At 73.4% G+C, this 24366-nt stretch carries 18 protein-coding genes; 10 read left to right on the forward strand and 8 right to left on the reverse strand.

All coding sequences use genetic code 11. The features are described 5' to 3' along the window. The first annotated feature begins 15 nt into the window (after nt 1-15). The 5 genes from ACZ7LE_RS26355 (at nt 16) to ACZ7LE_RS26375 (ending at nt 6288) form a co-directional block, all read left to right on the forward strand. The gene (locus tag ACZ7LE_RS26355; protein WP_470406172.1) at nt 16-576 is read left to right on the forward strand and encodes a GbsR/MarR family transcriptional regulator; all 561 of its coding nucleotides are present in this window, start codon (nt 16-18) and stop codon (nt 574-576) included. Then, nucleotides 573-2288 (forward strand): dipeptide ABC transporter ATP-binding protein, encoded by a 1716-nt coding sequence (locus ACZ7LE_RS26360; RefSeq protein ID WP_470406173.1) that lies wholly within the window; start codon nt 573-575, stop codon nt 2286-2288. The genes ACZ7LE_RS26355 and ACZ7LE_RS26360 overlap by 4 nt, the downstream gene beginning before the upstream one ends. 97 nt (nt 2289-2385) lie before the next feature. Beyond that, nucleotides 2386-2790, forward strand: a complete 405-nt coding sequence (locus ACZ7LE_RS26365) for a hypothetical protein (protein ID WP_470406174.1) — start codon at nt 2386-2388, stop codon at nt 2788-2790. Nucleotides 2791-2926: 136 nt separating this feature from the next. After that, complete coding sequence (locus tag ACZ7LE_RS26370) at nt 2927-5287, forward strand: acyltransferase family protein (RefSeq protein ID WP_470406175.1); 2361 nt, start codon at nt 2927-2929, stop codon at nt 5285-5287. Between the two features lie 11 nt (nt 5288-5298). After that, complete coding sequence (locus ACZ7LE_RS26375; RefSeq protein ID WP_470406176.1) at nt 5299-6288, forward strand: acyltransferase family protein; 990 nt, start codon at nt 5299-5301, stop codon at nt 6286-6288. Nucleotides 6289-6292: 4 nt separating this feature from the next. Here ACZ7LE_RS26375 and ACZ7LE_RS26380 read toward each other — a convergent pair whose 3' ends face one another. Together ACZ7LE_RS26380 and ACZ7LE_RS26385 are read right to left on the reverse strand one after the other, a co-directional pair. Continuing rightward, the gene (locus tag ACZ7LE_RS26380) at nt 6293-7660 is read right to left on the reverse strand and encodes a hypothetical protein (protein ID WP_470406177.1); all 1368 of its coding nucleotides are present in this window, start codon (nt 7658-7660) and stop codon (nt 6293-6295) included. 94 nt (nt 7661-7754) lie between these two features. Then, on the reverse strand, nt 7755-9866 hold the full coding sequence (locus ACZ7LE_RS26385) for an acyltransferase family protein (protein ID WP_470406178.1): 2112 nt from the start codon (nt 9864-9866) through the stop codon (nt 7755-7757). A 191-nt stretch (nt 9867-10057) separates the two neighbouring features. Between ACZ7LE_RS26385 and ACZ7LE_RS26390 the strand changes: the two genes are divergently transcribed. After that, on the forward strand, nt 10058-11557 hold the full coding sequence (locus tag ACZ7LE_RS26390; RefSeq protein ID WP_470406179.1) for a S8 family peptidase: 1500 nt from the start codon (nt 10058-10060) through the stop codon (nt 11555-11557). 62 nt (nt 11558-11619) lie between these two features. On the opposite strand, the gene ACZ7LE_RS26395 is transcribed toward ACZ7LE_RS26390, so the two are convergent. From ACZ7LE_RS26395 to ACZ7LE_RS26410, 4 genes are all read right to left on the reverse strand, one after another. After that, nucleotides 11620-13782 (reverse strand): acyltransferase family protein, encoded by a 2163-nt coding sequence (locus tag ACZ7LE_RS26395; protein ID WP_470406180.1) that lies wholly within the window; start codon nt 13780-13782, stop codon nt 11620-11622. Between the two features lie 193 nt (nt 13783-13975). Next, nucleotides 13976-15289 (reverse strand): sulfate adenylyltransferase subunit CysN, encoded by a 1314-nt coding sequence (gene cysN / locus ACZ7LE_RS26400; protein WP_470406181.1) that lies wholly within the window; start codon nt 15287-15289, stop codon nt 13976-13978. Further along, the gene (gene cysD / locus ACZ7LE_RS26405) at nt 15289-16191 is read right to left on the reverse strand and encodes a sulfate adenylyltransferase subunit CysD (RefSeq protein WP_470406182.1); all 903 of its coding nucleotides are present in this window, start codon (nt 16189-16191) and stop codon (nt 15289-15291) included. The genes cysN and cysD overlap by 1 nt, the downstream gene beginning before the upstream one ends. A 3-nt stretch (nt 16192-16194) precedes the next feature. After that, nucleotides 16195-17070 (reverse strand): inositol monophosphatase family protein, encoded by an 876-nt coding sequence (locus ACZ7LE_RS26410; RefSeq protein ID WP_470406183.1) that lies wholly within the window; start codon nt 17068-17070, stop codon nt 16195-16197. A gap of 239 nt (nt 17071-17309) precedes the next feature. Between ACZ7LE_RS26410 and ACZ7LE_RS26415 the strand changes: the two genes are divergently transcribed. Together ACZ7LE_RS26415 and cysC are read left to right on the forward strand one after the other, a co-directional pair. Beyond that, the gene (locus ACZ7LE_RS26415; RefSeq protein WP_470406184.1) at nt 17310-18377 is read left to right on the forward strand and encodes a sulfite exporter TauE/SafE family protein; all 1068 of its coding nucleotides are present in this window, start codon (nt 17310-17312) and stop codon (nt 18375-18377) included. Beyond that, nucleotides 18374-19756 (forward strand): adenylyl-sulfate kinase, encoded by a 1383-nt coding sequence (gene cysC, locus ACZ7LE_RS26420; protein ID WP_470406185.1) that lies wholly within the window; start codon nt 18374-18376, stop codon nt 19754-19756. The genes ACZ7LE_RS26415 and cysC overlap by 4 nt, the downstream gene beginning before the upstream one ends. Before the next feature lie 112 nt (nt 19757-19868). Here the strand turns inward: cysC and ACZ7LE_RS26425 are convergent, their stop codons facing one another. Further along, nucleotides 19869-20861, reverse strand: coding sequence for an ABC transporter ATP-binding protein (locus ACZ7LE_RS26425; RefSeq protein ID WP_470406186.1), 993 nt, complete (start codon nt 20859-20861; stop codon nt 19869-19871). Continuing rightward, entirely contained in the window at nt 20854-21849 is a 996-nt protein-coding gene (locus ACZ7LE_RS26430) for an ABC transporter permease (protein WP_397398459.1), read from the reverse strand. The genes ACZ7LE_RS26425 and ACZ7LE_RS26430 overlap by 8 nt, the downstream gene beginning before the upstream one ends. 165 nt (nt 21850-22014) lie before the next feature. Here ACZ7LE_RS26430 and ACZ7LE_RS26435 point away from each other — a divergent pair, with 165 nt between their 5' ends. Then, nucleotides 22015-23088, forward strand: a complete 1074-nt coding sequence (locus ACZ7LE_RS26435; protein ID WP_470406187.1) for a hypothetical protein — start codon at nt 22015-22017, stop codon at nt 23086-23088. Beyond that, nucleotides 23085-24308 (forward strand): DUF6716 putative glycosyltransferase, encoded by a 1224-nt coding sequence (locus ACZ7LE_RS26440; protein ID WP_470406188.1) that lies wholly within the window; start codon nt 23085-23087, stop codon nt 24306-24308. The genes ACZ7LE_RS26435 and ACZ7LE_RS26440 overlap by 4 nt, the downstream gene beginning before the upstream one ends. Nucleotides 24309-24366: the final 58 nt, after the last annotated feature.

Consider the following 24366-nt stretch of genomic DNA (forward strand, 5'->3'; position numbering starts at 1 on the left):
TCCTAGGGTGGGCGCATGAGCAGCCACACCCCCGCTGACCAGCCCGGCGACCAGAGCGCCGACCCCACCGCCGACGGCGCGGACGACCCCGTGCTCGACACCGCGGCCGAGCACTTCGTGGAGCAGTTCGCCCTGACGTGGGGGGCGTCGCACAGCCCGCGCATGGAGGGCCGGATCGTCGGCCTGCTCATGATCGTGGACCGGCCGTACCTGTCCTCGCAGCAGATCGCGCGGCTGCTCAAGGCTAGCGCCGGCGCCGTCTCCACGAGCACCCGGCGCCTGGTCGAGACCGGGTTCGTCAAGCGGCACGCGGTGCTCGGCGACCGCCAGCACTACTTCCGCGTCGAGGACGACATCTGGGGCAGCTTCCTCGCGAGCGAACGGGCCTACCTGGGCCACCTGCGGAACGTGATCGACGACGGCCTCGCGATCGCGGGCGACGCCGACGGCCCGCACAAGCGCCTCGTCAACGCGCGCAACTACATGGAATGGCTTGCCGGGTACCACCGCAAGATGCTCGCCGACTGGGAGGCGTACCGCGACGCCCAGGCGGCGGACGGAACAGGAGAACCGTGACCGACGTCGCCACCGCTTCCGGCCCCTCGCCCGCAACCGAGCCGGGCCCGTCGTCCGGCGCCTCCCCCGTGCTGGAGGTACGCGACCTGACCGTCACCTTCCGGGTCGACGACGGGCACGCCCCCGACGTGCACGCGGTGCGCGGCGTGTCGTTCGACGTGCTGCCGGGAGAGGTGCTCGCCGTCGTCGGCGAGTCCGGCTCGGGCAAGAGCGTCACGTCGCTCGCCCTGCTCGGGCTGCTCGGCCGCCACGCCACGGTGGGCGGCAGCGCCCGCCTCGGCGGGGCGGGCCGGGAGGCCGTGGAGCTGATCGGGCTGGAGCGCCGGGCGCTCCAGGACGTGCGCGGGCGCCGCGTCGCGATGGTCTTCCAGGACTCGTCGGGCGCGCTGGACCCCGTGTTCACCGTGGGCTACCAGCTCGACGAGATGCTGCGGCGGCACGCGCCCGACCTCACGCGCGCCCAGCGCCGGGAGCGGTCCGTGGAGCTGCTGCGCCTGGTCGAGCTGCCCGACCCGGCCGCGCGCCTGAAGTTCTACCCGCACCAGTTCTCCGGGGGCCAGGCCCAGCGGGTGATGATCGCGATGGCGCTGGCCTGCGACCCCGAGGTGCTGCTCGCGGACGAGCCGACCACGGCCCTCGACGTCACCGTGCAGCGCGAGGTGCTGGACGTGCTGCGCCGGCTGCGCGAGCGGGTGTCCACGGCGATCGTGCTGATCACGCACGACATGGGCGTGGTCGCCGACCTCGCGGACCGCGTGGTCGTGATGCGTGGCGGCGAGGTGGTCGAGACCGCGCCGGTGCGCCAGCTCTTCGAGGCGCCGGGCGCGGCGTACACGCGGGAGCTGCTCGCGGCCGTGCCCCGCGTGGGCACGCCGGACCGCCCGAGCGGGGCCGACGACGCCGGCCGGCCCGCCCTCGCGTTCGAGGACCTGGTGGTGGAGTACCGCGACCGGCGGGGCCGCGCCGTGCGCGCCGTGGACGGCGTCACCCTCAGCGTGCAGCCCGGCGAGATCGTCGCGCTGGTGGGCGAGTCCGGCTCCGGGAAGTCGTCGATGGGCCGCTGCGCGCTCGGGCTGGCGCCCGTCACGTCCGGCTCGGTCGAGGTGGTGGGGACCCGCCCGGGCCACGACGCCGCGCGGACGGTGCGCGCCGCCCGGGCCCGGATCGGGGTGGTGTTCCAGAACCCCGCCGCGTCGCTGAACCCGCGCTACTCGATCGGCGAGTCCGTGGCCGAGCCGCTGCGCGTCCACGCCGGGCTGCGGGGGCCCGAGCTCGAACGCCGCACCGCCGAGCTGCTGGAGAGCGTGGAGCTTCCGGCGTCGTGGGTGTCCCGGTACCCGCACGAGCTCTCGGGCGGCCAGCTCCAGCGCGTCTCGATCGCCCGCGCCATCTCGCTGGGGCCGGACCTGCTCATCGCCGACGAGCCGACGTCGGCCCTGGACGTGTCCGTGCAGGCCACCGTGCTGGACCTGTTCCGGCAGGTGCAGCAGTCCCTCGGGTTCGCGTGCCTGTTCATCAGCCACGACCTCGCGGTGGTCGACGAGCTCGCCGACCGCGTCGCCGTCATGCACCGCGGCCGGCTGGTCGAGACGGGCGCGCGGGCCCAGGTGCTCGGCCGCCCGGAGCAGGACTACACCCGACGCCTCCTGGCGGCGGCCCCGGTCCCGGACCCGACGGAACAGGCGGCCCGCCGGGCGGCGCAGCCAGGCTGACCCCGCCTCGTCGGGAACCACGTGGGCCTGCTGCAGGTTCCTGCAACCAGCCCTGCGTTCGCCGAGGCATGCTCGGCTCATGTTGAGACGAGGAATAGTGAGCGCGCTGACGCTGCTGACGATGGTCTTCGCAGCGCCGGCACAGGCAGTAACCATCGAGTACAACGTGGCGGTCGACCACTACGTGTCGTGCGGCGCCGTTCTGGAGAAGAGCTGGGGCTCGGGCTGCTACCGCCAGGACGGCGACTACTTCTGGGTCACCGACGACAGCAGCGACGATCGCAGCACGGGTGTGATCTGGCGGCACCCGAGCACCGGCCGCGAGGGGATCTGCCGCAACAAGGACGGATACTTTGGTGGCGGGGTCCGGACCTGCAACAAGGACTTCCCGGAGAACACGAAGATCCGCTGGCGGATCGCGCGCTGCGACGGCAGTGTGCACAGCTGCAAGAGCCTGAGCCACTGGGTGGACTCCTCCGGTGTCATCGAGGAGACCACCTGACGAGGTCGCCGGGGCGGAGCCGTGGGCCGGAGGATCTCCGGCTCACGGCTCGTGAGTACTCGCTCCCAACCGCACCGAGACCAGGGCGTTATCTGTGGTCCATATGGATGTAAGCCGCAACTCCTAGCATCCCCGGGTGTCTCCTTCCCGCACGAACGCCACCGGCCGGGTCGGCGCCCTCGACGGGCTGCGCGGCCTCGCCCTGCTCCTCGTGGTCGCGTTCCACCTCTTCGGCCAGGGCCGGGTCTCGGGCGGCGTCGACGTGTTCCTGGTGCTGTCCGGGTACTTCGCCACCGGCACGCTGTTGCGCCGCGCCGAGGGCGGCACCTTCCGGCTCGCGGCGCACTACGCCCGCACGCTCGCGCGCCTGCTCCCCGCGGCGCTCGTGGTGCTCGCCGCCGTGACGGTCGCCCTGCTCACGCTCGCGCCCCGGTTGCGCTGGTCGGCCGGGCTGCGGGAGATCGGCGCGTCCGCGACCTTCTGGGAGAACTGGGAGCTGGTGCACTCCGCGCTCGCGTACGGCGCGGCCGGACCCGACGCGAGCCCGCTGCAGCACTTCTGGTCGCTCTCGGTGCAGGGCCAGTTCTTCGCCGTCTGGCCCCTGGTGGTGCTGGGCCTGGTCGCGGTCGCCCGACGCCGCGCGCCGGCCGGGCGCACCCCGCCGTCACCGCGGCGCCTGGTCACCGCGGTGACGGCCGCGGTCACCGCCGCGTCGTTCGGCTATGCCCTGTGGCTCGTCCAGGCGGACCAGCAGGTCGCCTACTTCAGCACCTTCACCCGGTTCTGGGAGATCGGCGTCGGCGCGCTCCTCGCCCTCCTCCCGCGCGCCGGGCGCGCCGCGGCCCCGGCGGGCCGCACGCGGAACCTGCTCGGCTGGGCGGGCCTCGCCCTGGTCGTGGGGTCGGGTTTCGTGGTCGACGGCGCCGACGTGTTCCCCGGCGCCTGGGCCCTCGTGCCCGTGGGCGGCGCGGCGCTGGTGCTGCTCGCGACCGTCCCGGGGCCGACGGCGGGAGCGCGTCCTGCCGGGCCGCCGTCCCGCGGCGTCGAGCGGCTCCTGGACAGCGCGCCGCTGCGTCTCGGCGCACACGTCTCGTACGCGCTGTACCTGTGGCACTGGCCCGTCCTGGTGTTCTGGCTCCTGACGACGGGGGCGCACCGGGCGAGCCCGCTGACCGCCGCCGGGGTCCTCGTGGTCTCGGCCGTGCTCGCCTGGCTCACCACGCGGCACGTGGCCGAGCCGCTGCTCGCCCACGTCACGGCCCGCCTGGCCGCTCGCCGGCCCGCGGACGCCGCAGCACGGCGCGCCCTCGCCGCTCCCGCCGACCACGCAGACCACGCCGACCGGGCCGGCTCGGCCCGCCAGCCCGGGCCCGCCGACCTGGTGGGCGACGTGACCGCCCGGGCCGCCGGGACGCCGTCGGGCCGCCGGACGCTGGCCGTGCTGGCGGGCGCCGCCGTGCTGATGCTGGGCGGCGCCCAGGCCGCGGCCACCGCGCACGACCAGACAGTGCGGCACAGCGTCGACGGGCTGCTCACGCCCTCGCCCGACCATCCGGGCGCCGCGGCCCTCGCCCCGGGCTCGCCGTCCACGGACCCCGCGGACGCCGGCGGCGACCCGGACGCGGTACCGTTCCGGCCCGCCACGTGGGTGGCCTACGACGACCATCCCGACCGGCCCGACTGCGCCCAGGGCGGCGACCGCTCCGAGCTGCTGGAGTGCACGGTCGTGGCACAGGACGACCCGGCGCCCGTCGTCTACCTCGCGGGGGCGTCGCACGAGCAGCAGTACGAGGAGGCGTTCGCCGCGCTGGCCCGGACGCACGGCTGGGAGCTGCGCGAGATGCTCAAGCACGGCTGCCGCCTCGCGACGTCGGGCGGCGGCCCGGGCACGGCGGGTGCGGGCACGGCCGGCGCGGGATCCACGGGCGCCGGGTCCACGGGCGCCGGGTCCACGGGCGCCGAGTCCGCCGGCCCCGTGCCCCCGCCGTCGTGCGCCGCCTGGAACGAGCGGGCGCTGGCCGCGCTGGTGGCGGCCCGCCCGGACGCCGTCGTGGTGATCGGATCGCGCACGTACGAGGACGGCTCGCCGGAGCAGGTGCTGCCCGGCCAGGTGGACGCGTGGCGCGCGCTGGACGACGCCGGGATCCGCGTCGTGACCGTCCGCGACAACCCGCGCTTCGAGTGGTTCGTGCCCGAGTGCGTCGACGCCGCCGGCTTCCCCGAGGCCTGCGGGCGTCCCCGCTCCGAGCAGCTCGCCGCCGTCTCGCCGGTGCCGACCGCGCCGGGCGTCCCCGCGTCCGCGGTGCACCTGGACCTCACCGACTCGATCTGCGGGCCCGAGGTGTGCGCCGCCGTGGTGGGCAACGTGCTCGTCTACCGCGACGACGACCACCTGACCAACACGTACGTGCGCACCCTCACGCCCGTGGTGGGGCGGCAGCTCCGGGCGGGCGCGCCCTGGCTGTTCGAGGACGGGCGGAGCGCCGGACCGGGGTAACCTCTGCGGCGATGAGCAGCACGCGGCACGACCCGGGACCGGACCAGCTCAAGGGCATCCTCATGGTGCTCGTGATCTTCGGGCACACCTTCTGGCAGGGCGTCGGCGACTCGTGGACCAAGTGGATGATCTACGGCTTCCACATGCCGATGTTCCTGTTCCTGTCCGGGTACATGATCTCGATGGCCCGGTTCGGCACCCGGCCGTGGGGCGAGCTGCTGCGCCACTACTGGAAGCGCATGATCGCGGCCTGGCTCGTGGTCAGCGTGCTGTGGCTGGCGGTGCAGGAGCCCGACGCCTTCGGCTCGGTGCGGTCGTTCGTCGAGGTGCTGGTGCTGCGCCCCTCGTTCCACCTCTGGTACGTGCCCATGCTGTTCCTGAGCGTGCTGCTGCTGCGCCTGCTCGGCGGCCCGCTCGGCCGCTCCGTCGTGGCCCGGGCGGCGCTCGGCGTGGCCGCCGTCGCCGGCGCGCTGCTGTTCCAGACACCGCTGAAGGAGCTGGTCCCGCAGGTCGTCCTGGACAACGTGGACGCCCGGTACGCCGGGTACTTCGTCTGGATCCTGCTCGGGGTGGCGGTGCGCAACGGGTGGTTCCCGCGCCTCGCCCTGCTGTGGGTGCTGCCGGTGGTGGCCGTGGGCCTCGTCGCCCGGAGCTGGGTCTACACGTCGGACGGCGCCGGGCCGTGGTGGAGCGTCGCCGCGTTCACCGTGCTCTCGCTGGGCGCGTCCCTGTGCGTGCCGGCGCTCCGGGACGCCCTGCGCACGCCCCTGCCGGTCGTCGGCGACGCGCTGCGTACCGTCGGCCACCACTCGCTGTACGTCTACCTGCTGCACCCGTTCGTCACGGACGCGTTGCACACCCCCGAGGTGGGCTGGCTCCGGTCGATGGCGCTCGGGGCCGCCGTCACCGTCGCGATCCTCGCGGCGAGCTGCGTCGTGGCGGGCGTGCTGGAACGGGTGGGGGCACGGCGCCGCCGGTTCGTCCGGCCGACCGGCACGTGAGGGGTCAGTACCGCGGGTACGCGTAGTAGAGCACCTGCGACTCGGGCACCCAGTGCTCGACGACGCCGCGGACCCCCGACGGGAGCGCACCGCCACCCCCGGTGTTGCCGTCGATCACCTTGATCCGCGAGCCGTCCACCTGCACCACGTACATCGTGTGCGACGCCGCGCCGGACGCGATGTAGGACACGAAGGCCAGCGCTCCGACGCGCGGCGTCGAGCCCGTGGGCAGGTTCCGCCGCACGGAGTCCCGGTAGGCGCCCCACGTGGTGGACTGCGGCACGAACCCCGCGTGGCCGGAGGCCTTGAAGATCCAGGACTGGAACAGGCCGCACCAGGGCGCGTTGCTGCGCGCCCACACGTTGTACTTGCTGTACCAGTCATAGCGCGAGCCGTTGTGGGCGTCGTAGCGCACCCGGTAACCCACCTGGGACCGGGCCGCCGCCACGACCTCGCCCAGCGCGCCGGTCAGCCCGGTCGACGCCGTCGCGCCGTCGCCGTTGGAGTACAGCACGCCGCCCTCGAACCGCTGCACGCAGCCGCCGCGCGCCAGGCCGCACAGCGGGTCCATCACGGGGGCGCCCATCCGGCCCTTCGCGCCGCCCAGGTGCCGGTACTCACCGAGGATCCCGCCGTGCACCCACCAGGTGCGGTCGCGGCCCGAGCGAGTCACCTTGACGAGGATCCCCTTCTGGTAGGACCGGGACACCACGGTGCGCGTCACCTGCCGCAGGCCCGACGTGCGCTTCCCGATCGCCGCGCCCATCTGCCGCTCGCGGGAGGTCATGGTGCGGTCCGCCGTGGTGAACCCGACGCCGATCCGCCCCGTCCACGACGACCGCGCGCTCGACGAGCCGCGGTAGATCGCCCGGTACTCGTAGACGGCGCCCGCCCGCACCCGCACGCTGTACCGCCCGGACCGGTTCGTGGTGTCGGCGCCCACCGTGCGCCAGCCGGACTCGTCCATCCGCTTCTTCTGCACGACGACGGCGCGGCCCCGCGCCGGCGAGCCGCCCACCGTGAGGCGGCCGAACATCCAGAACGTCTCACCCTTGCGCAGCCGTCGCTCGGTCACGCCGCCGGTCAGGGCGCTCGGCCGGGCGGCGGTGGCGACGGCGCCGGCGGTGGCGCCGGCGGTGGTGCCCGGGGCCTCGCGGGGTGTCGCGCCGGCCGTCGTACCCGGCCCGGCCGCGCTCGCCGCGACGCCCGTGGTGGGCACGATCAGCGCGACCGTCAGCGCCGTGCAGACCCACCGGCGCGGCCGGCGCGGCCGGCGCGGCCCGGACCGTCCCGCGTGCCGCGGCGCCGTCCGCGCGCCCGTCCTGACCCGGTCCGTCCCCGCACCGGGCTGCTGCGCGAAAGATCGCCACATGTCCGGCAGGCTACGTCCGCCCCGCGGAACGTGCAGGACGAACGCCCGGGACGCCGGCCGGCGGCGGCCGGTCAGGCGTCCCGGGCGTGGCCGGTCAGAGCTTCGCGGGCAGCGCCTCGCGCAGCCGGTCGGTCAGCTCGGTCATGTAGGTGCGGGTCACGTGGTTCGGGTCGCGGTAGACCAGCACGTTCCCGATCACGGCGGGGCAGGTCTCCTCGTCGCAGAAGTAGTCGAGGACGTCCGCCGACTTGACCCGCGGCGCCTCCTCGAGCGCGCCCGGCACGGTGTCGCGGCCGCCCAGGGCGTCGCTCCTCGGCTGGTCGCACTGCGTCGGGTCGGAGTAGTTCTCGGTGACGCACTCGATCACGTCCGCCCGCGCGTGCGGGGTGTCCCGCAGCACGACGACCTGCGAGCCCCGGTCGGCGAGCTCGTTCCAGACCTCGGCGAGGCCCGCGGCACCGGAGTGCTCCTCGCCGTCGCGCGCGGCGAGCGAGTACGACTCCTGGAACGTCGTGACCACCAGCTCGGGCGCCAGCTCGCGCAGCTCGGCGCGGGTCTGGACGTTGGCCGCGTTGCAGGCGTCGATCTCCGGGCTCTCGCCGTTGCGCGAGTCGGCGCTGTACGGGCAGGCGGCGTGCAGGTAGGTGACCACGCGCCAGTTGCGTTCCGTGGCGACCTGGACGATCGGCTCGGTGAACATCGCGGCGTGCGAGTCGCCCACCACGGCCACGGTCGCCGCCGGGTCCTCGGTCGCACCGAACTCGCAGGGGGCGGTGACGGCGTCCCGCTGGCCAGCCATGCAGGCGTCGACCTCGGGGCTCTTGTCCTGCGCGGCCTTGATCGGGTTGGGCGAGATCGCGGTGCTGCCGTCGACGAACGGCGCGAAGTCCCGCTGGATCCCCTCGGGGATGGTCTGGCCCGCCTCGTCCGCGGCCTCCTGGGCGTTGTGGTCCCAGCGCTCGATGATGCCCTGCACCTTCCACGGCAGCGTCAGGGTGAGCCCGGCCACGAGCACCATCGCGACGAGGGCGGTGACGAGCATGCGCCCGTCGGCCCGGAACCAGCGCGACGCGCGCACCGGCTGCTCCACGAGGGCGTAGCTGGCGATGGCCATGGAGAACGAGGCCAGGAGGATCACCATGATGTCGGTGAACCGTGGCTCGCGGCCGGTGTAGACGCCGAAGAACACGATCACCGGGAAGTGCCACAGGTACAGCGAGTACGAGATGTCGCCGATGCGCTGCACGCCCCACGACTCGGTGACGGTACGCATCGAGCCCGGGCCCGTGGTGCGGCCCGCCAGGATCACGGCGCAGGCGCCCAGCACGGGCGCGAGGGCGGCGAAGCCGGGGAACGGGGTGCCGTCGTCGAACAGGCAGGCGGCCGCGACGATGGTCGCGGCGCCGAACACGGCCATCGTGCTGCGCAGCGGCGCGAACCGCTCCGTGTCCTGGATCAGCAGCGCCAGGATGCCGCCCGCGGCGAGCTCCCAGACGCGGGTCAGCGTCGAGTAGTAGGCCACCGGGTCGTCGGCGAGCGACTGCCGGACGCCCCAGACCAGGGAGGCGACGCCCACCACGGTGAAGATCACCAGCAGGACGCGGCGCAGCGACTCGGGGTCCGCGACCACGACGCCGCGGCGCGCGCCGCCCCAGATCCCGACGGCCAGCAGCACGAGCAGCGGCCAGACCAGGTAGAACTGCTCCTCGACGCCCAGCGACCAGAAGTGCTGGAACGCCGTGGGGTCGTTGCTGGCCGCCTGGTAGTCCACGGCCTCGGCCGCGAGCGCCCAGTTCTCGACGTAGAGCACGGAGGCGAGCGCCTGCCGCCACCACGACTCCACGAGGGAGGGCGGCAGCAGCACGAGCGAGAGCACGATCACGCCGACGGTGGTGACCACGGAGGCGGGCAGGATGCGCCGGGCGCGGGCAGCCCAGAACTTCTTGAGGCTCACCGAGCCCGTGGTCGAGACCTCGCGCCACAGGTGGCCCGTGATGAGGAACCCGGAGATCACGAAGAAGACGTCCACACCGATGTAGCCGCCCGGCAGGACGGTGGGATCGATGTGGTAGATCACCACGAGCAGCACCGCGAGGGCTCGCAGTGCCTGGACCTCGGGACGGAACTTGCGGGTGCGGACGGGGGCCTCGGACGTGGTGGAGGCGCGGTCCTCGGTGGCGGCGGGAGCCGTCGTCGTTGCCGTCATGGAGTGTCAGGCTCTTCGCTTCGGGGGCAAGGACGGGGCCCACTGTCCCACAAAAACAGTGGGGTGAAGAATTTCGTGTTTCGTGTCCGTTTCAGATGTGCGGATGCGATGGCGATCCTGGTCAGGACGCGTAGGTTGCCCTACGGGGTCCCGCAGGGGGACTCGCACCTTCAGCCACAGGAGAGTGAAGCATGCGCATGTCCCACTCCCGTCGAGCACTCGCCGTCGCCACGGCGACGACGCTCGCGCTCACCGCGCTCGGCGGCGTCGCCGGCGCGACGGACGAGCCCGAGTCGACCCCCGTCCCGATCGTCACGCCGGACGGGGCCCTGTTCTCGTACGTCGTGAACACGGAGCGGCCCGGGGCCGCCCAGACGGCGCTCGCCACGAAGGCGATCAAGCGCGCGGACGGCGTCGTCGTGCAGAGCTGGCCCCAGATCGGCGTCGTCGTGGTGCACTCCGCGAACGGCTCGTTCCGCGAGGACGTGGTGGCGCTCGACCGCCTCGGCGTCATCGAGTCGGTCGGCGCGACGCGCACCGTCTCCCCCACGGAGGGCACGCCCGGCGCGGACGCCCCGGCCGGCGCGAAGGAGAGCCGGTCCGTGGTGGGCAAGGGGCAGAAGGGCTCCGTGGGCGGCACGGTCGACGGGCCGTCCCGCTCCGCCGCGGCCGACCCCGACCCGGGCGAGGTGACGCAGTGGGACATGGAGATGATCAAGGCCGACCAGGCCGTCGAGATCAACCCCGGGTCGGCGCGCGTCACGGTGGGCGTGCTCGACTCCGGCATCGACGCGGCGCACCCGGACCTGGCCTCCCAGGTCGACGCCGACCAGTCGGTGAACTGCACCGACGGCGGCCGGCCCGACCGGTCGGCGACCGGCTGGCTGCCCACCACGTCCGACCACGGCACGCACGTGGCCGGCACCATCGCCGCGGCGCAGAACGGCACCGGCATCGTGGGCGTGGCCCCGGGCGTCAAGCTGGCCTCGGTCAAGGTCGTGAACGACGACGGCTACATCTACCCCGAGTACGCGGTCTGCGGCTTCGTCTGGGCGGGCCTGGAGCGCATGGACGTCACGAACAACTCGTACTACGTGGACCCGTTCATGTACTGGTGCGACGACCAGCCCGACCAGGCCGCCGCCAAGGAGGCCGTGCGCCGCGCGGTCGAGTTCTCGACCGACCGGGGCGTGGTGCACGCCGCCGCCGCGGGCAACGCGGCCACCGACCTGGCGAACAACACGACGGACACCTCCAGCCCGAACGACTCGGCGGCCGTGCAGCGCGTCATCAACTCGGGCTGCGAGGACATCCCGACCGAGCTGGACGGCGTCGTGTCCGTCTCGTCGCTGACCCAGGCGGGCAACCTGAGCTCGTTCTCGAACCGCGGCCTCGGCAAGATCGACGTCTCCGCGCCGGGCAGCTCGATCCTGTCCACCGAGCTCGACGGCACGTGGGGCCTCAAGAGCGGCACGTCGATGGCGTCGCCGCACGTCGCGGGCGTGCTCGCGCTCCTGAAGTCGGCGCACCCGCGCTGGTCGCCCGCGCGCCTGGAGGCGGCCGTCCGCGCCCAGGCCGACGACCACGAGTGCACCACCACGACGGCCGGCCCGGCCTGCGTGGGCACGCCGGCGGAGAACAGCTTCTACGGTGACGGCATCGCCGACGCCCTGGACGCCGTCCACCGCTGACGCCGCACCCTGAACGTGTCAGACCCTCAGATCCCTCCCGGGGTCTGAGGGTCTGACACGTTCTAGAAGCGGGTGCGCACCGCCGGGGGCTGCATCGGGTCCACGAACAGCCACGGGGCCTTGACCCGCAGCGCGTTGTGCAGCGGGCGGGCGAGGGTCCCCGCGTAGGTGGCGGTCATGTGGTTGTCGTCGCGGTAGATCAGCACGTTGCCGACGACACCCTGGCAGAGCTGGTCCCCGCAGATGTACCGCGTCAGGTCCAGGTGCACCGCCGAGTCGGGCACGCCCTCGGCCTCCTCGACGGGGTTGACCGGCGAGTACACGTCCGCACGGGCCCGCGCGCAGGCCAGGCCGTCGGCGTGCTCCTCCACGCACGCGGGCACCTGGAAGCCGAACCGCGGGTTGTCGCGCAGCGTGACCACCCGGATGCCCGCGTTCGCGAGCTGCCGCCAGGCCCGGGCCTCCGCCGGGATCACGGTGTCGCCCGGCTCCGAGGTCGACGTGCGGCTGCCGACCACGACGACGGCGTCGGGCCGCAGCTCCTCGAGCCGCTCCAGCGCGTTGATCCGCCACGACCAGCACATGTCCGCGGGGTCCACCGCGCCCACGGGGGCAGCGAGGCGGCAGCCGCGGCGGGCCATCAGCAGCACCTCCCAGTTCTCCCTGCTGCCCACCTCGGCCATCGCCGGCGCCCACTGGATCATGTGGGAGTCGCCGACCATGACCACCAGGTGGTCCGCGTCCGGCGAGTCGGTGACCGTGCACGTCATCGGCACGTCGGTGCCCGGGTTCACCACGTTGTCCTGGATGCACCCGTCGTCGTCGACCGCGGGCAGGTCCAGGGCGGCGACGGCGGGGGCCGGCAGCACGTCGACGTCGTCCGGCACGTCCACGGCGAGCGCCTGGCTCAGGGCGAGCGCCCCGGGGTACGACGCCGCCGCCTCCTGGGCGGCCGCCTCGGCGGCGGCGAGCAGCGCGGCGTCCTGCCGCTCCAGCTCCCGGATCCCGACGACGGCGCCGCCCGCCACGAGCGACACGGCCACCGCGGTCGCCACGAGCGCACGCGCGCCGCCCACCGCCTCCCGGAACCGCTGCGCGGGGTCGGCGACCAGCTTGGTGGTGAGCCAGGACAGCGCCACCGAGACGGCCAGGATCGCCGCGGCGCCGAGCGGGTCCACCCGGTCGAGCCCCTCGTGGTGCAGGTAGGCGATGAGCAGCGGCCAGTGCCACAGGTACAGCGCGTAGGAGATGTCGGCCACGAAGCGCAGGGGCGCCACCTGGAGCAGCCGGCGCGGCCCCCAGCCGGCGCTGCCGCCGGAGCCCAGCAGCACGAGCAGCGCGCCGGTGACCGGCCACAGGGCCCAGGGCCCCGGGAACAGCGCGCCGCCGTCGAGCACGAACCCGCTGGAGACCACGAGGCCGAGGCCCGCCCAGCCGAGCAGCGGCCGCAGGCCGTGGGGCACCCGCAGCCAGGGCAGCAGCAGGGCGAGGAAGCCGCCCACGCCCAGCTCCCAGAAGCGCGCCCAGGAGTGGAAGTACGCGACCGGCTGGTCCGCGCCGTGCAGGCTCAGCGCGAAGACGAACGAGGCCACCGTCAGCGCGCCGACCACCACGAGCAGCAGGTCGCGCGAGCTGATCCACAGCCGGTGCGCGACCGCCACGACGAGCAGCACCAGGACGGGCCAGGCCAGGAAGAACTGCCCCTGGACGGACATCGACCAGAAGTGCTGCAGCGGGCTGGTCTGCGGGCCGGCCGCGCCGTAGGAGAGCTGGCCGGCGATCATCTCCCAGTTCACGTAGTACAGCGCGGAGGCGAGGAGCTCGCGGCCGGTCTGCACCCAGGTGCCACGCGGCAGGACCCACCAGGTGAGGGCCGCCGTCGCGGCGAGGACGAGCAGGGCCGGGGGCACCAGCCGGGCGAACGTGCGCCCGTAGTGCTCGCCGAGGCGCAGGCTCCGGGTGTCGGCGCGGCGCAGCAGCGAGCCGGTCGCCAGGAAGCCCGAGAGCACCAGGAACACGTCGACGCCGCCGGAGACCCGGCCGTTGCCGAACAGGTGGAACGCCACCACGAGGGCCAGGGCCAGGCCGCGCAGGCCGTGCAGCTCGGGGATGTGCGTGCTCGCACGGGGCCGGACGACGGCGAGCGGCAGCGACCGGTCGTCGGGCGCACCGGCCGGGCCCGCCGTCACGCCCGAGGGCGGCAGCGGGTCGGAGACAACAGTCACTGATCCTCCGGGTCGGTGCACGGAGCGTGTGGTCCGGCGGAGGGGACGAGCACCCTGGCCAGGGACCACTTCGGCAGCGTCGGAGGGCCGCCGACCGAGGTCGGCGGCCCTCTGGCGCTGCGGAGCGTATCAGGACCGGGTGGACGCACCCAGCGCTGGTCGGACCCCGCCCGAGCGGTGACCCGGAGGTGACTCAGTACTGGTGCGCGGCCCCGCCGATCATGCCCGCGGCGACGGTCTTGTTCGTCGCCTCGTCGACGAGGATGAACGCACCCGTCTGGCGGTTGGCCTGGTAGGAGTCCACGAACAGCGGCTGGGTCACGCGCAGGCGGATGCGCGCGATCTCGTTCAGCTTGATCTCGGTGGCCTCCTCGTCGCGGTGCAGGGTGTTCACGTCGACGCGGTAGTTGATGTTCTTGACCATCGCGCGCGCCCACCGGGTGGTGTGCTTGATCGCGTACTTCTTGCCCTGCACCAGGGCGGCCGACTCGTCCATCCAGCAGATCTGCGCGTCGACGTCCTGCGTGACCGTCGGGGCGTTGTTCGGGCGGCAGATCATGTCGCCGCGCGAGATGTCGATCTCGTCGGCCAGCCGCACCGTCACCGACATGGGGGGATACGCCTCCTCGACGGGGCCGTCGGCCGTGTCGATGGACTCGATCGTGGTCTCCAGCCCCGCGGGCAGGGCCAGCACCCGGTCGCCCGGCTTCATGACCCCGGACGCGACCGTGCCCGCGTACCCGCGGTAGTCGCGCGTGTCGTTCTGCTGGGGCCGGATCACGTACTGCACCGGGAACCGGACGTCGACCAGGTTGCGGTCGGAGGCCACGTGCAGGCGCTCGAGGTGGCTGAGCAGCGGCGAGCCGTCGAACCACGGCATGTTCTCGGACCGCGTCACCACGTTGTCGCCCGCCAGGGCGGACACCGGGATGAAGGTCAGGTCGGGCACGCGCAGCCGGGAGGCGAACTCGGTGAACTCCGCGCGGATCTTCTCGAAGACCTGCTCGTCGTAGTCCACGAGGTCCATCTTGTTCACGCAGACCACCACGTGCGGCACGCCCAGCAGCGTGGCCAGGAACGTGTGGCGGCGCGACTGCTCCACCACGCCCTTGCGCGCGTCCACGAGGATCAGCGCCACGTCCGCCGTCGAGGCGCCCGTGACCATGTTCCGCGTGTACTGGATGTGGCCGGGGGTGTCCGCGATGATGAACTTGCGCTTGGGCGTCGCGAAGTAGCGGTACGCCACGTCGATGGTGATGCCCTGCTCGCGCTCGGCGCGCAGCCCGTCCGTCAGGAGCGACAGGTCCGCGTAGTCGTTGCCGCGGTCCCGGCTGACCTGCTCCACCGACTCGAGCTGGTCGGCGAAGATCGACTTGCTGTCGAACAGCAGCCGGCCGATCAGGGTGGACTTGCCGTCGTCGACCGAGCCGGCCGTGGCGAACCGCAGGAGGTCGCCGCTCGCGACCTCGGGGTGCGCCTCGGTGGCGTCGGGAAGAGTCGTCGTCATCAGAAGTAGCCTTCCTTCTTGCGATCCTCCATGGCGGCCTCGCTGACCTTGTCGTCGCCGCGGGTGGCGCCACGCTCCGTCAGGCGGACGGCGGCCACCTCCTCGACGACGTCGCGCAGCGTGGCCGCGGCGGACTCGACGCAGGCGGTGAGGTTCGCGTCGCCGACCGTGCGGTAGCGCGTGGACAGGACCTGGGCGCTCTCGCCGTCCTTGAGCGGCGTGAAGTCGTTGACCTCGTAGAGCATGCCGCTGCGCTCCACGACCTCGCGCTCCTTGGCGAGGTAGAGGTCGGGCAGGTCGATGTCCTCGGCCTCGATGTAGGACCAGATGTCCAGCTCGGTCCAGTTGGACAGCGGGAACACCCGGATCGACTCGCCCTGGTGGACGCGGCCGTTGTAGAGGTTCCAGATCTCGGGGCGCTGGTTCTTCGGGTCCCACTGGCCGAAGTCGTCGCGGAAGGAGAACACGCGCTCCTTGGCGCGGGCCTTCTCCTCGTCGCGGCGGCCGCCGCCGAACAGGGCGTCGAAGCCGTGCTTCTCGGCCGCCTCCAGCAGCACCGGCGTCTGGATCCGGTTGCGCGAGCCGTTGGGCTCCTCCTGCACGAGGCCGCGGTCGATCCCCTCCTGGACGGAGGCGACGACGAGCTGCACGCCCGTGCGCTCCACCCAGCGGTCCCGGCAGTCGAGCACGGTCTGGAAGTTCAGGCCCGTGTCGACGTGCATGATCGGGAACGGGACGCGCGCCGGGGCGAACGCCTTGACCGCGAGGTGCAGCATGACGATGGAGTCCTTGCCGCCGGAGAACAGCAGACAGGGCCGCTGCATCTCGGCGACCACCTCGCGCATGATGTGGATGCTCTCGGCCTCCAGGCTGCGCAGCTGGCTCAGGACGTGACTCTTCACTCCTCAAGCACCTTCTTTGCTATCTGCCCCGACCACGGACTCGACACCTACGGAGTCGAGCAGCTCACGCAGGCGCGGAGCGAGGGCCGGGGGGCATACGAACAGGTCGGGGAGCCAGGGGTTCTCCCGGTTGTACTCGAGCTCGGATCCGTCGAGGCGGGTGCAGACGAGACCGCGGGAGGAGGCCACGGCGACCGGCGCCGCGGAGTCCCACTCGTACTGCCCACCGCCGTGGACATAAGCGTCAACTGTAGCGTCGGCGACCGCGAGCACCTTGACCCCGGCGGAGCCCATGGGCACCAGCTCGACGTCGGCGCGCTCGGCCAGCGCCGCCACGAAGGCGGGCGGGCGGCTGCGGCTCGCGGCGATCCGCAGCGGCCGGTCCCCGGCCAGCACCGCGGCCGAGTCGTCGGCGCGCCCGACGGCGTCCGCGGTGGTCAGGACCTGCCCGCGGGCGGGCAGGGCGACGGCACCGGAGGTGAGGCCGGGGCCCCGCTCCCAGAGCGCGACGTGGACGGCGAAGTCGTCCCGCCACTGCCCGGCCAGGGGCCCGTCGGCGTGCCGCTCGGCAAACTCGCGGGTGCCGTCGAGCGGGTCGATGATCCACACCCGGTCGACACCGGTGCGGACGGCGTCGTCCTTGGCCTCCTCCGAGAGGACGGCGTCGGCGGGCCGGGCTGCGGACAGCGCGGCCGCGAGCCAGGCCTGGGCCGCGGCGTCACCCGCGTCCTTCAGCTCCTTGGCGTCGAAGGAGCCGCCGGCGGCGTCGACCTCGGCGCGGAGCGCGAGCAGCACCTCCGCCGCTCCCGAGGCGAGTGCGCGAGCGAGGGCGTCGTCGTCGAGCGACGCCGGAGGGAGCGAGGGGGACGGCGCGTTCATCGGTCTCCAGGGTGGACGGCTTCCGGCAGATCCGGCCGTCCTGACGCGACGCTCGACAGGGGGCCAAGGTGCCACAGGTGCAGTCCGGCGGACGCGCCGAGGCTACCATTCCGGCATGCGATCCAGCGCCAGTGGACCAGTAAGCATCACTACCGGCAGCAGGGAGCGCTAATGACTACTATTCCGATGAGTTTGATCGGGAAACTGACGACCAGCGCCCGGCCCGAGGTCCGCGCCGGATGAGCGTCGACCTTCCCCTGGTCCTGGGCGGCCTCGCCGTCGGCTTCGTCGTCGGCCTGACCGGGATGGGCGGCGGCGCCCTCATGACGCCGATGCTGATCTTCGTCTTCCGCGTCGACCCGCTCGTGGCGGTCTCCAGCGACGTGGTCGCCAGCCTCTTCATGAAGCCCGCCGGGGCGATCGTGCACCTGCGGCGCCGGACGGTGCACCTGCGGCTCGTGCTGTGGCTGTGCATCGGCTCGGTGCCGGCCGCGTTCTCCGGCGCCCTGCTCATCAAGGCGCTGCCGTTCGGCGACTCCCTCGACACCGCGCTCCAGACCGTGCTCGGGGTGGCCCTGCTCATCGCGTCCGGCGGCCTCGTGCTGCGCGCCGTGCTGCAGATGGTGCGCAGCCGCTCGGCGCTCGGCGAGGGTCCGACGCCGGCGTCCGCGCCGCGCGAGCTCGTGGTCCGGCCCGTCCCCACCGTGATCCTCGGCGCCGTCGCCGGGCTCCTGGTGGGCATGACGTCGGTCGGGGCCGGCTCCGTGGTCATCGTGGTGCTCCTGCTGCTCTACCCGGCACTCAAGGCGTCCCAGCTCGTGGGCACCGACCTGGTCCAGGCCGTGCCGCTCGTCGCCGCGGCGTCGCTGGGCCACATCCTGTACGGCGACTTCTCGCTCGGGCTGACCACGTCCCTGCTCATCGGCGCGATCCCGGGCGCCTGGTTCGGCGCGCACGTGTCGTCGCGCGCGCCGGGCGGCATCATCCGCCGCGCCCTGGCCATCCTGCTGCTCGCGTCCGCGCTCAAGCTGCTCGGCGCGAGCCTGCCGGTGGTGCTGGGTGCGGCCGGTGCCGCCCTGGTGGTCGGCAACCTGGTGTGGTTCTGGGTCAAGCGCCGGTTCGGCGCCGCTCCGCCCGCGCCCGGAGCAGACTCGGCGGACCGGGACCGGGACCAGGACCCGGCCGGGCCGCCCGCAGAGACAGCCGGACCTGCGGCCGGAGCCGCGACCGACCCCCCGGCCGGCCCCGGCCCCGAACCCGAACCCGAGACCGCCGACGACCCGGCAGAGACGAGCCCGCACCGATGACCGACTCCCCCGCCCGCGTCCTGTCCGACGACGAGCTGGACGTCCTCGAGCTCACCCTCGGCGGCGCGCTCCCGCCGTCGGCCCTCGTGGCGGCCCTACGGCCCGGCGTGGCGGACGGCGACCCGGCCGGCGCCGTGCCGGCGAACGCCCTGCCGGCGGACGCCCTGCCTGCCGACGTCCTGCTGACCGACGCCGAGAACACCCCGCTGGCCCGGCTCACGGCTCGACCCGGCGAGGCGCCGTCCGTCGAGCCGCTCAAGCCGCTCGCCGCGGCGATCGGCCCGCAGTGGGACGCCGCCGTGCGCCGCCCAGCCCGCGAGGTGCGGGCGGGCCTCGGCGACGGCCCGGGCACGGGCCTCGGCCTGCTCGTCACCGAGGTGCCGACCCGCGAGGAGACCGACGCCGCCGTCGCGCTCGCCTCCGGCGGCGATGCGGGCGGCGACACAGGCGGCGACACAGGCAGCGGCTCCGGCGACGGCTCCGGCAGCGACGCAGGCTCCGGCCCCGTCATGCTGCTCGTGCCGGTCGCGCGGCACGCCCCCGGGCCCGGCGTCGTCGGCGCCCCGGGGCTCGTGCGTGCGGCCCAGGGCCTGGCTGCCGCCCTGACCGAGCGCACCGGCGCGCGGGTGGCCACCGTCGTCGTGCCGTGGTCCGGGCGGAGCGGCGCATCCCTGGACGACGTCGCCGCCGCCTACGGCGCGGCCCGCGTCGAGCGGCTGGCCGCGCACCGCTCGCCGGCCACGGCCGAGCGCGTGGCGGCCCTGCCCGGTGTGCGGGACGAGGCGGTCCGCGCGCTGTACCCGCCGGCGTCCGCGGCCGAGCTGACCCGCGCCGCGAGCGGGGCGCACCGCCGCGGCGCCGTCGTGTTCTTCACGGGCCTGTCGGGTTCGGGCAAGTCGACGGTGGCGCGCGCCCTGGCGGCCGAGCTGGAGGACGACGGCCTGGGCACTACCCTGCTCGACGGCGACGAGGTGCGCCAGCACCTGTCGAAGGGGCTCGGGTTCGACCGCGCGTCCCGCGAGACCAACGTCGAGCGCATCGGCTACGTGGCGGCGCTCGTGGCCCGGCACGGCGGCATCGCCGTCGCCGCGCCGATCGCGCCCTTCGCCGCCGGCCGGGCGCGGGTGCGGGCCATGGCGGAGGAGGCCGGGGCGCACTTCGTCCTGGTGCACGTCAGCACGCCGCTGGAGGTGTGCGAGGCCCGCGACCGCAAGGGCTTCTACGCCCGGGCCCGCGCCGGCGAGATCGCCGAGTTCACGGGCATCTCGTCCCCCTACGAGGACCCCGACGACGCCGACCTCGTCATCGACACCACCGACGTCCCGGTCCCCGACGCGGTGGCCGCGGTCCGCCGCCACCTGCTGACGCTCCTGGGCTGAGGCAGCGCGGATCCGGGTGATCGGCAAAAGGTCAGGTGGTCGGCAGCTCGGGCTGCCGACCACCTGACCTTCTACCGATCACTCACCCGGGGCCCCATCGGGGCCCCCGGTCTCAGGCCCTGGCCTCCGCGGCCTTCTTCAGCTCGGCCTCTTCCGCCTTCTTCCGTGCGGCCTCCTCCGCCGCGCGCTTGCGCTGCAGCGCCCGACGGCGCGCCGGGCCCATGCCGGGTCGCTGCGCGCGCACGAAGTTCTTGTACGCCTCGGCGACCTCGTGCACGGGACCGTCCATGACGAGCTGACCCTGGTGCATCCACAGCACGCGCGTGCACATGGCCTCGATCGTCGAGATCGAGTGGCTCACCAGGAAGACGGTGCCCGCGTTGGCGCGGACCTCCTCGATGCGCGACTTGCTGCGCTCCTTGAAGGCGGCGTCGCCGGTGGCGAGGGCCTCGTCGATCATCAGGATGTCCGGCGACGCGGCCGACGAGATCGCGAACCGCAGGCGCGCGCCCATGCCGGACGAGTAGGTCCGCATCGGCAGGTAGACGAAGTCGCCGATCCCGGCGAACTCCACCACCTCGTCGAACTTCTCGTCGACCTGCTTGGGCGTGAGCCCGAGCGCGAGGCCGCCGATCATGATGTTCCGCTCGCCCGAGAGCTGCGGCATGAGCGCCGCGTTCACGCCGAGCAGCGACGGCTCGCCGGAGACGTGCACGCTGCCCTTCTTGGGGGGCATGAGGCCGGCGATCGCGCGGAGCATGGTGCTCTTGCCCGAGCCGTTGACGCCGACGATCCCGACGGACTCGCCGTGCCGCACCGTGAACGAGACACCGCGCACGGCGTGCACCTCGCTCACCGCGCCGACGTGCCGGCGTCCGGCCTGGAGCAGCCGCTTGTGGAAGGGCACCCTGACCTTGACCTCGCGGATCTCGGCCCCGCCCTTCTCGGCCTCCTTGCGGGCGCGGCCGCCGATGACCCGGTACACGACGTGCAGGTCGTCCACCACGAGGCAGGGGTCGCCCAGGTCGGTCTCCAGCGCCTCCTGCCCGGCGTCCTCGGGCTCGACCTCGAGGTCGAAGTCCATGTGCTCGTCGGCCTCAGTCACGTCCGTACCTCTCCTCGCCGCGCCAGAACACGATGAACCCGGCCACGAAGAACACGACGGCCCACACGCCGCCGAGGGCCCACATGAGGCCGCTGGGCGGGAACTGCTCCTCCTGCATCAGCACGGAGCGCACCAGGTACAGGTACACCGCGACCGGCTGGTACTCCAGGATGCCGCCCACGATCGCCTTGGACGTCTCGGGGATCTCCATCCGCGCCACGTAGTCGGCGAGCGGGAAGATGACGCCGGAGGCGTACATGACGACGCGCATGATGAACGGCAGCACGTTCTCGATGTCCGGCGTCGTGGCCACGTACCGGGCCATGAAGAAGGCCAGCCCGGTGTTGAAGATCCACATCAGCGCGACGGCGGCGGGCAGCAGGAGCCACCACCAGGTGATGTGGATCATCTCGTAGCCGGGCAGCAGCCCGCTGAGCAGCGACACGATGCACATGACCACGATCGCGGGGAGCAGCGTGGTCAGCAGCGACAGCACCGTCGACATCGGCAGCACGGCGCGCGGGAAGTGCAGGGACCGCAGCAGCTGGGTCTTGCCGCTGATCGACTTGGCACCGCCGGTCACCGAGGACTCGATGAAGCGGTACATGAAGACGCCGATCACGATGAAGGCGATCGAGTTGTCCACCCCGCGGTTGAGCCCGAGCAGGATGCCGAAGATCAGCACGTACACGGTCGCGTTGAGGATGGGGTTGAGCACTGCCCAGAGCTGGCCCAGGTAGTTGTTCTGGTTCTTGGCGTACGCCGTCGACGTGGCCAGGACGCGGATGAAGGCCCAGCGCCCGGTCAGGTCGCGGATGTACTCGCCCAGCGGCGGGCGGACGTTCAGGGGGCGCAGCCCGTACTTCTTCGCGAGAGCGAGCCGCTCGGCAGACGTCGTGCCGGGGACGAGCGGCGGCGGTGGCTTCTTAGCATCACCGCTGGCGGCAGGCTTTGCTGGCGCGGCCGCGTCGGTAGTAGGTGTGCTCACGGTCTGGGAAATACCTGTCTGGTCGGGGGCACTGCCGGGTGACGATCCGGCCGTTCGATCCTAGCGGGTCACGAACCCTAGCAGTGTGGTCGGGATTAGTGGAGGACCGCACGGAACCACGCCCGCCGGACCTCGGCGGACGTGTCACGTGAGAGACTGCCACGCGTGCAGCACCCCCGTCCCGCTCCTCGAACGACCGACCCGGGCACCGCGTTCCCGCGTGTCGCCGGCGCCCTGGTCGAGTCGCCGCTGCAGCTGCTCTGCACGGTCGAAGCGCACGCCGCCGGGTACGGCGGCACCGAGACGCACGTGCACGTGCGCGACGACGTCCCCGCCCTCGGCGACGCCCTGTCCGCGGTGCGCGAGCTCAGCCTCCCCGACGGACTGACCTTCGACCTGGCGGGCCGCCGCAGCGCCCTGACCGCGCGCGAGCCCGTCTGGCTCGTGGGCGATGCCTTCTCCGGCCTGTTCCAGGCCACCGCGCCCCTCCGGCGCCCGGAGCGCATGGTCCTGGTCGACGACGGCCTGGCGACCCTCGAGCTGTGCCGCCTCCTGGTGCGCCGCGACCCGCTGGTCCGGATCGGCCGGCCCGCGCGCGCCCCCCGCCGCCGGCTCGGCGCCGTCGCCGCCGGCCGCCTGCGGTCGCTCGCCGCCGACGGCCGCGTCACGATCTTCACCGCGATGCCGCTGACCCCCGACCTGTCCGCGGGCCTGCGGGCCCAGGGCTTCGACGTGCGGCACAACCAGTTCGGCTGGCTCACCGCGCAGCCCGCCGACGAGGCCATGCCGGAACCCACGATCGTCGTCGGGTCGGCGATGGCCGCGGACCAGCTGATCGACCCCCACCGGTACGTCGACTGGATCCGGTCGCTGGCCAAGGAGAGCGCCCTGCGCTACGTGCCGCACCGCCGGCAGACGCCGGAGCTGCTCGCCACCCTGGCCGAGATCGACGGTGTCACCGTCGACGCTCCCGGGGCCCCCGTCGAGATCCGGCTGCGGGGCCTGCGGGCGGGCCAGCGGGTGCTGAGCCTGCCGTCGACATCGACCATCCTGCTGACCACTATCATTTCACCGCTCGGTGTCCCCGTCACCGCGCTCGACGTGCCCGCCGACTGGTGGACACCGCGCGCCACGGCCGAACAGCGAGCACACCTGACCAGCGTCGTCGAGCTCGCCCGGCAGGCCCGGGCCGCAGCCGACGACGCTTCGGAAACCGACTCCCCGGAGGCGAACGAATGACCATCCGCGTGCTCGCGGTCGCGGACAGCGACTCGTATCTGAAGTGGGCATGCGCGACGCTCGACAGGCTCGGCCCGGCCGACGAGAGCGGGCTCGACCGCTCGGCCGTGATCGTCAAGACGCCGATCGCACCGACCACCAGTCAGATCGCCGCCGCCGTCGCCGGGTCCTCGGTGGTCCGGCCCGCCGTCCTGCCCGTCCGGGACCTCGCCGCGCAGATCCGGGACAACACCCCCGACGTCGTGCTCATCGCGGCCACCGGACCCGTCGCCGAGGTCGTGGCGCGCGCCGTCGTCGCCGCGGCGGGCAAGCGCCGCCCCGCCCTGATCACCGGCCTGCCCGGCATGGCGCTGCCCGCCACGTCCGAGGGCACGGGCTGGCGCCGCTGGTGCGACGCGTTCGTGGTGCACAGCCGCCTCGAGGTCGACGCCTACCACGAGGCCTTCGCCGCGCACGGGGTCACGCCCGAGGTACCGCTGGCCCACCTGCCGTTCCTCGAGCACTCGGCCGCGAGCCTGGGCACCGAGCCGGTCAAGCGCGTCGTGTTCGCCGCGCAGGCCAAGGTGCCGGACAACCGGCCCGACCGCGTCACCCTGCTGGACCGCCTGGCGAAGCTCGCCGAGGACGACTTCGAGGTCATCGTGAAGCTGCGCGCCCGCAAGGGTGAGCGGCAGACGCACAACGAGGCGTTCCCGTACGACGAGCTGTGGGACACCGAGCACGAGCGGCTGGGGCACCGCAGCGACGCGCTGCGGTTCGTCGACGGTCCGATGGCGGAGTGGCTGCAGGCCGGCTCCGCGCTCATGACCGTCAGCTCGACCGCCGCGATGGAAGGGCTGGCCCTCGGGCTGTCGACCGTCATCATCGACGACTTCGGCGTGACCCCCGAGCTGCTCAACGCGCCGTTCGCCGGCAGCGGCTGCGTGATGCACGTGGCCGACGCCGCCGAGGCGTTCCGCGCCGGCGGCCCGCAGCCCGACGCGGCGTGGCTCGAGGACAACTACCTGCACACGACCGACTCGGAGCTGCCGGCGACGGTCCGGGAGCTGGCCGCCCGCCGCGAGGCCGGCACGCTCACCGAGCTGGCCGAGGTCAAGCCGTGGCTGCGCGCGCGCTACCTGCGGATGGCGCTGCAGATGTACCTGCCGAAGGCCGCCTACGACACGATCCGGCTGACGACCCGCCCCGTCCGTCTGATGTTCCAGGACAAAAAGGCCTGACCTCCCTCGTTGAGTGCTGGGTATTTGCGGGTCCGAAACCGGAAAACCCACACATACC

This window comes from Promicromonospora sp. NPDC110617, assembly GCF_055598465.1.

What these genes read in the sequence shown, in the direction of transcription:
- ACZ7LE_RS26415 (WP_470406184.1), top strand. Translation starts at nt 17,310, where the DNA reads ATGAGCGTCGACCTTCCCCTGGTCCTGGGCGGCCTCGCCGTCGGCTTC.
- cysN (WP_470406181.1), bottom strand. Translation starts at nt 15,289, where the DNA reads ATGACGACGACTCTTCCCGACGCCACCGAGGCGCACCCCGAGGTCGCG.
- ACZ7LE_RS26375 (WP_470406176.1), top strand. Translation starts at nt 5,299, where the DNA reads ATGAGCAGCACGCGGCACGACCCGGGACCGGACCAGCTCAAGGGCATC.
- ACZ7LE_RS26355 (WP_470406172.1), top strand. Translation starts at nt 16, where the DNA reads ATGAGCAGCCACACCCCCGCTGACCAGCCCGGCGACCAGAGCGCCGAC.
- ACZ7LE_RS26410 (WP_470406183.1), bottom strand. Translation starts at nt 17,070, where the DNA reads ATGAACGCGCCGTCCCCCTCGCTCCCTCCGGCGTCGCTCGACGACGAC.
- ACZ7LE_RS26440 (WP_470406188.1), top strand. Translation starts at nt 23,085, where the DNA reads ATGACCATCCGCGTGCTCGCGGTCGCGGACAGCGACTCGTATCTGAAG.
- ACZ7LE_RS26380 (WP_470406177.1), bottom strand. Translation starts at nt 7,660, where the DNA reads ATGTGGCGATCTTTCGCGCAGCAGCCCGGTGCGGGGACGGACCGGGTC.
- cysC (WP_470406185.1), top strand. Translation starts at nt 18,374, where the DNA reads ATGACCGACTCCCCCGCCCGCGTCCTGTCCGACGACGAGCTGGACGTC.
- ACZ7LE_RS26385 (WP_470406178.1), bottom strand. Translation starts at nt 9,866, where the DNA reads ATGACGGCAACGACGACGGCTCCCGCCGCCACCGAGGACCGCGCCTCC.
- ACZ7LE_RS26390 (WP_470406179.1), top strand. Translation starts at nt 10,058, where the DNA reads ATGCGCATGTCCCACTCCCGTCGAGCACTCGCCGTCGCCACGGCGACG.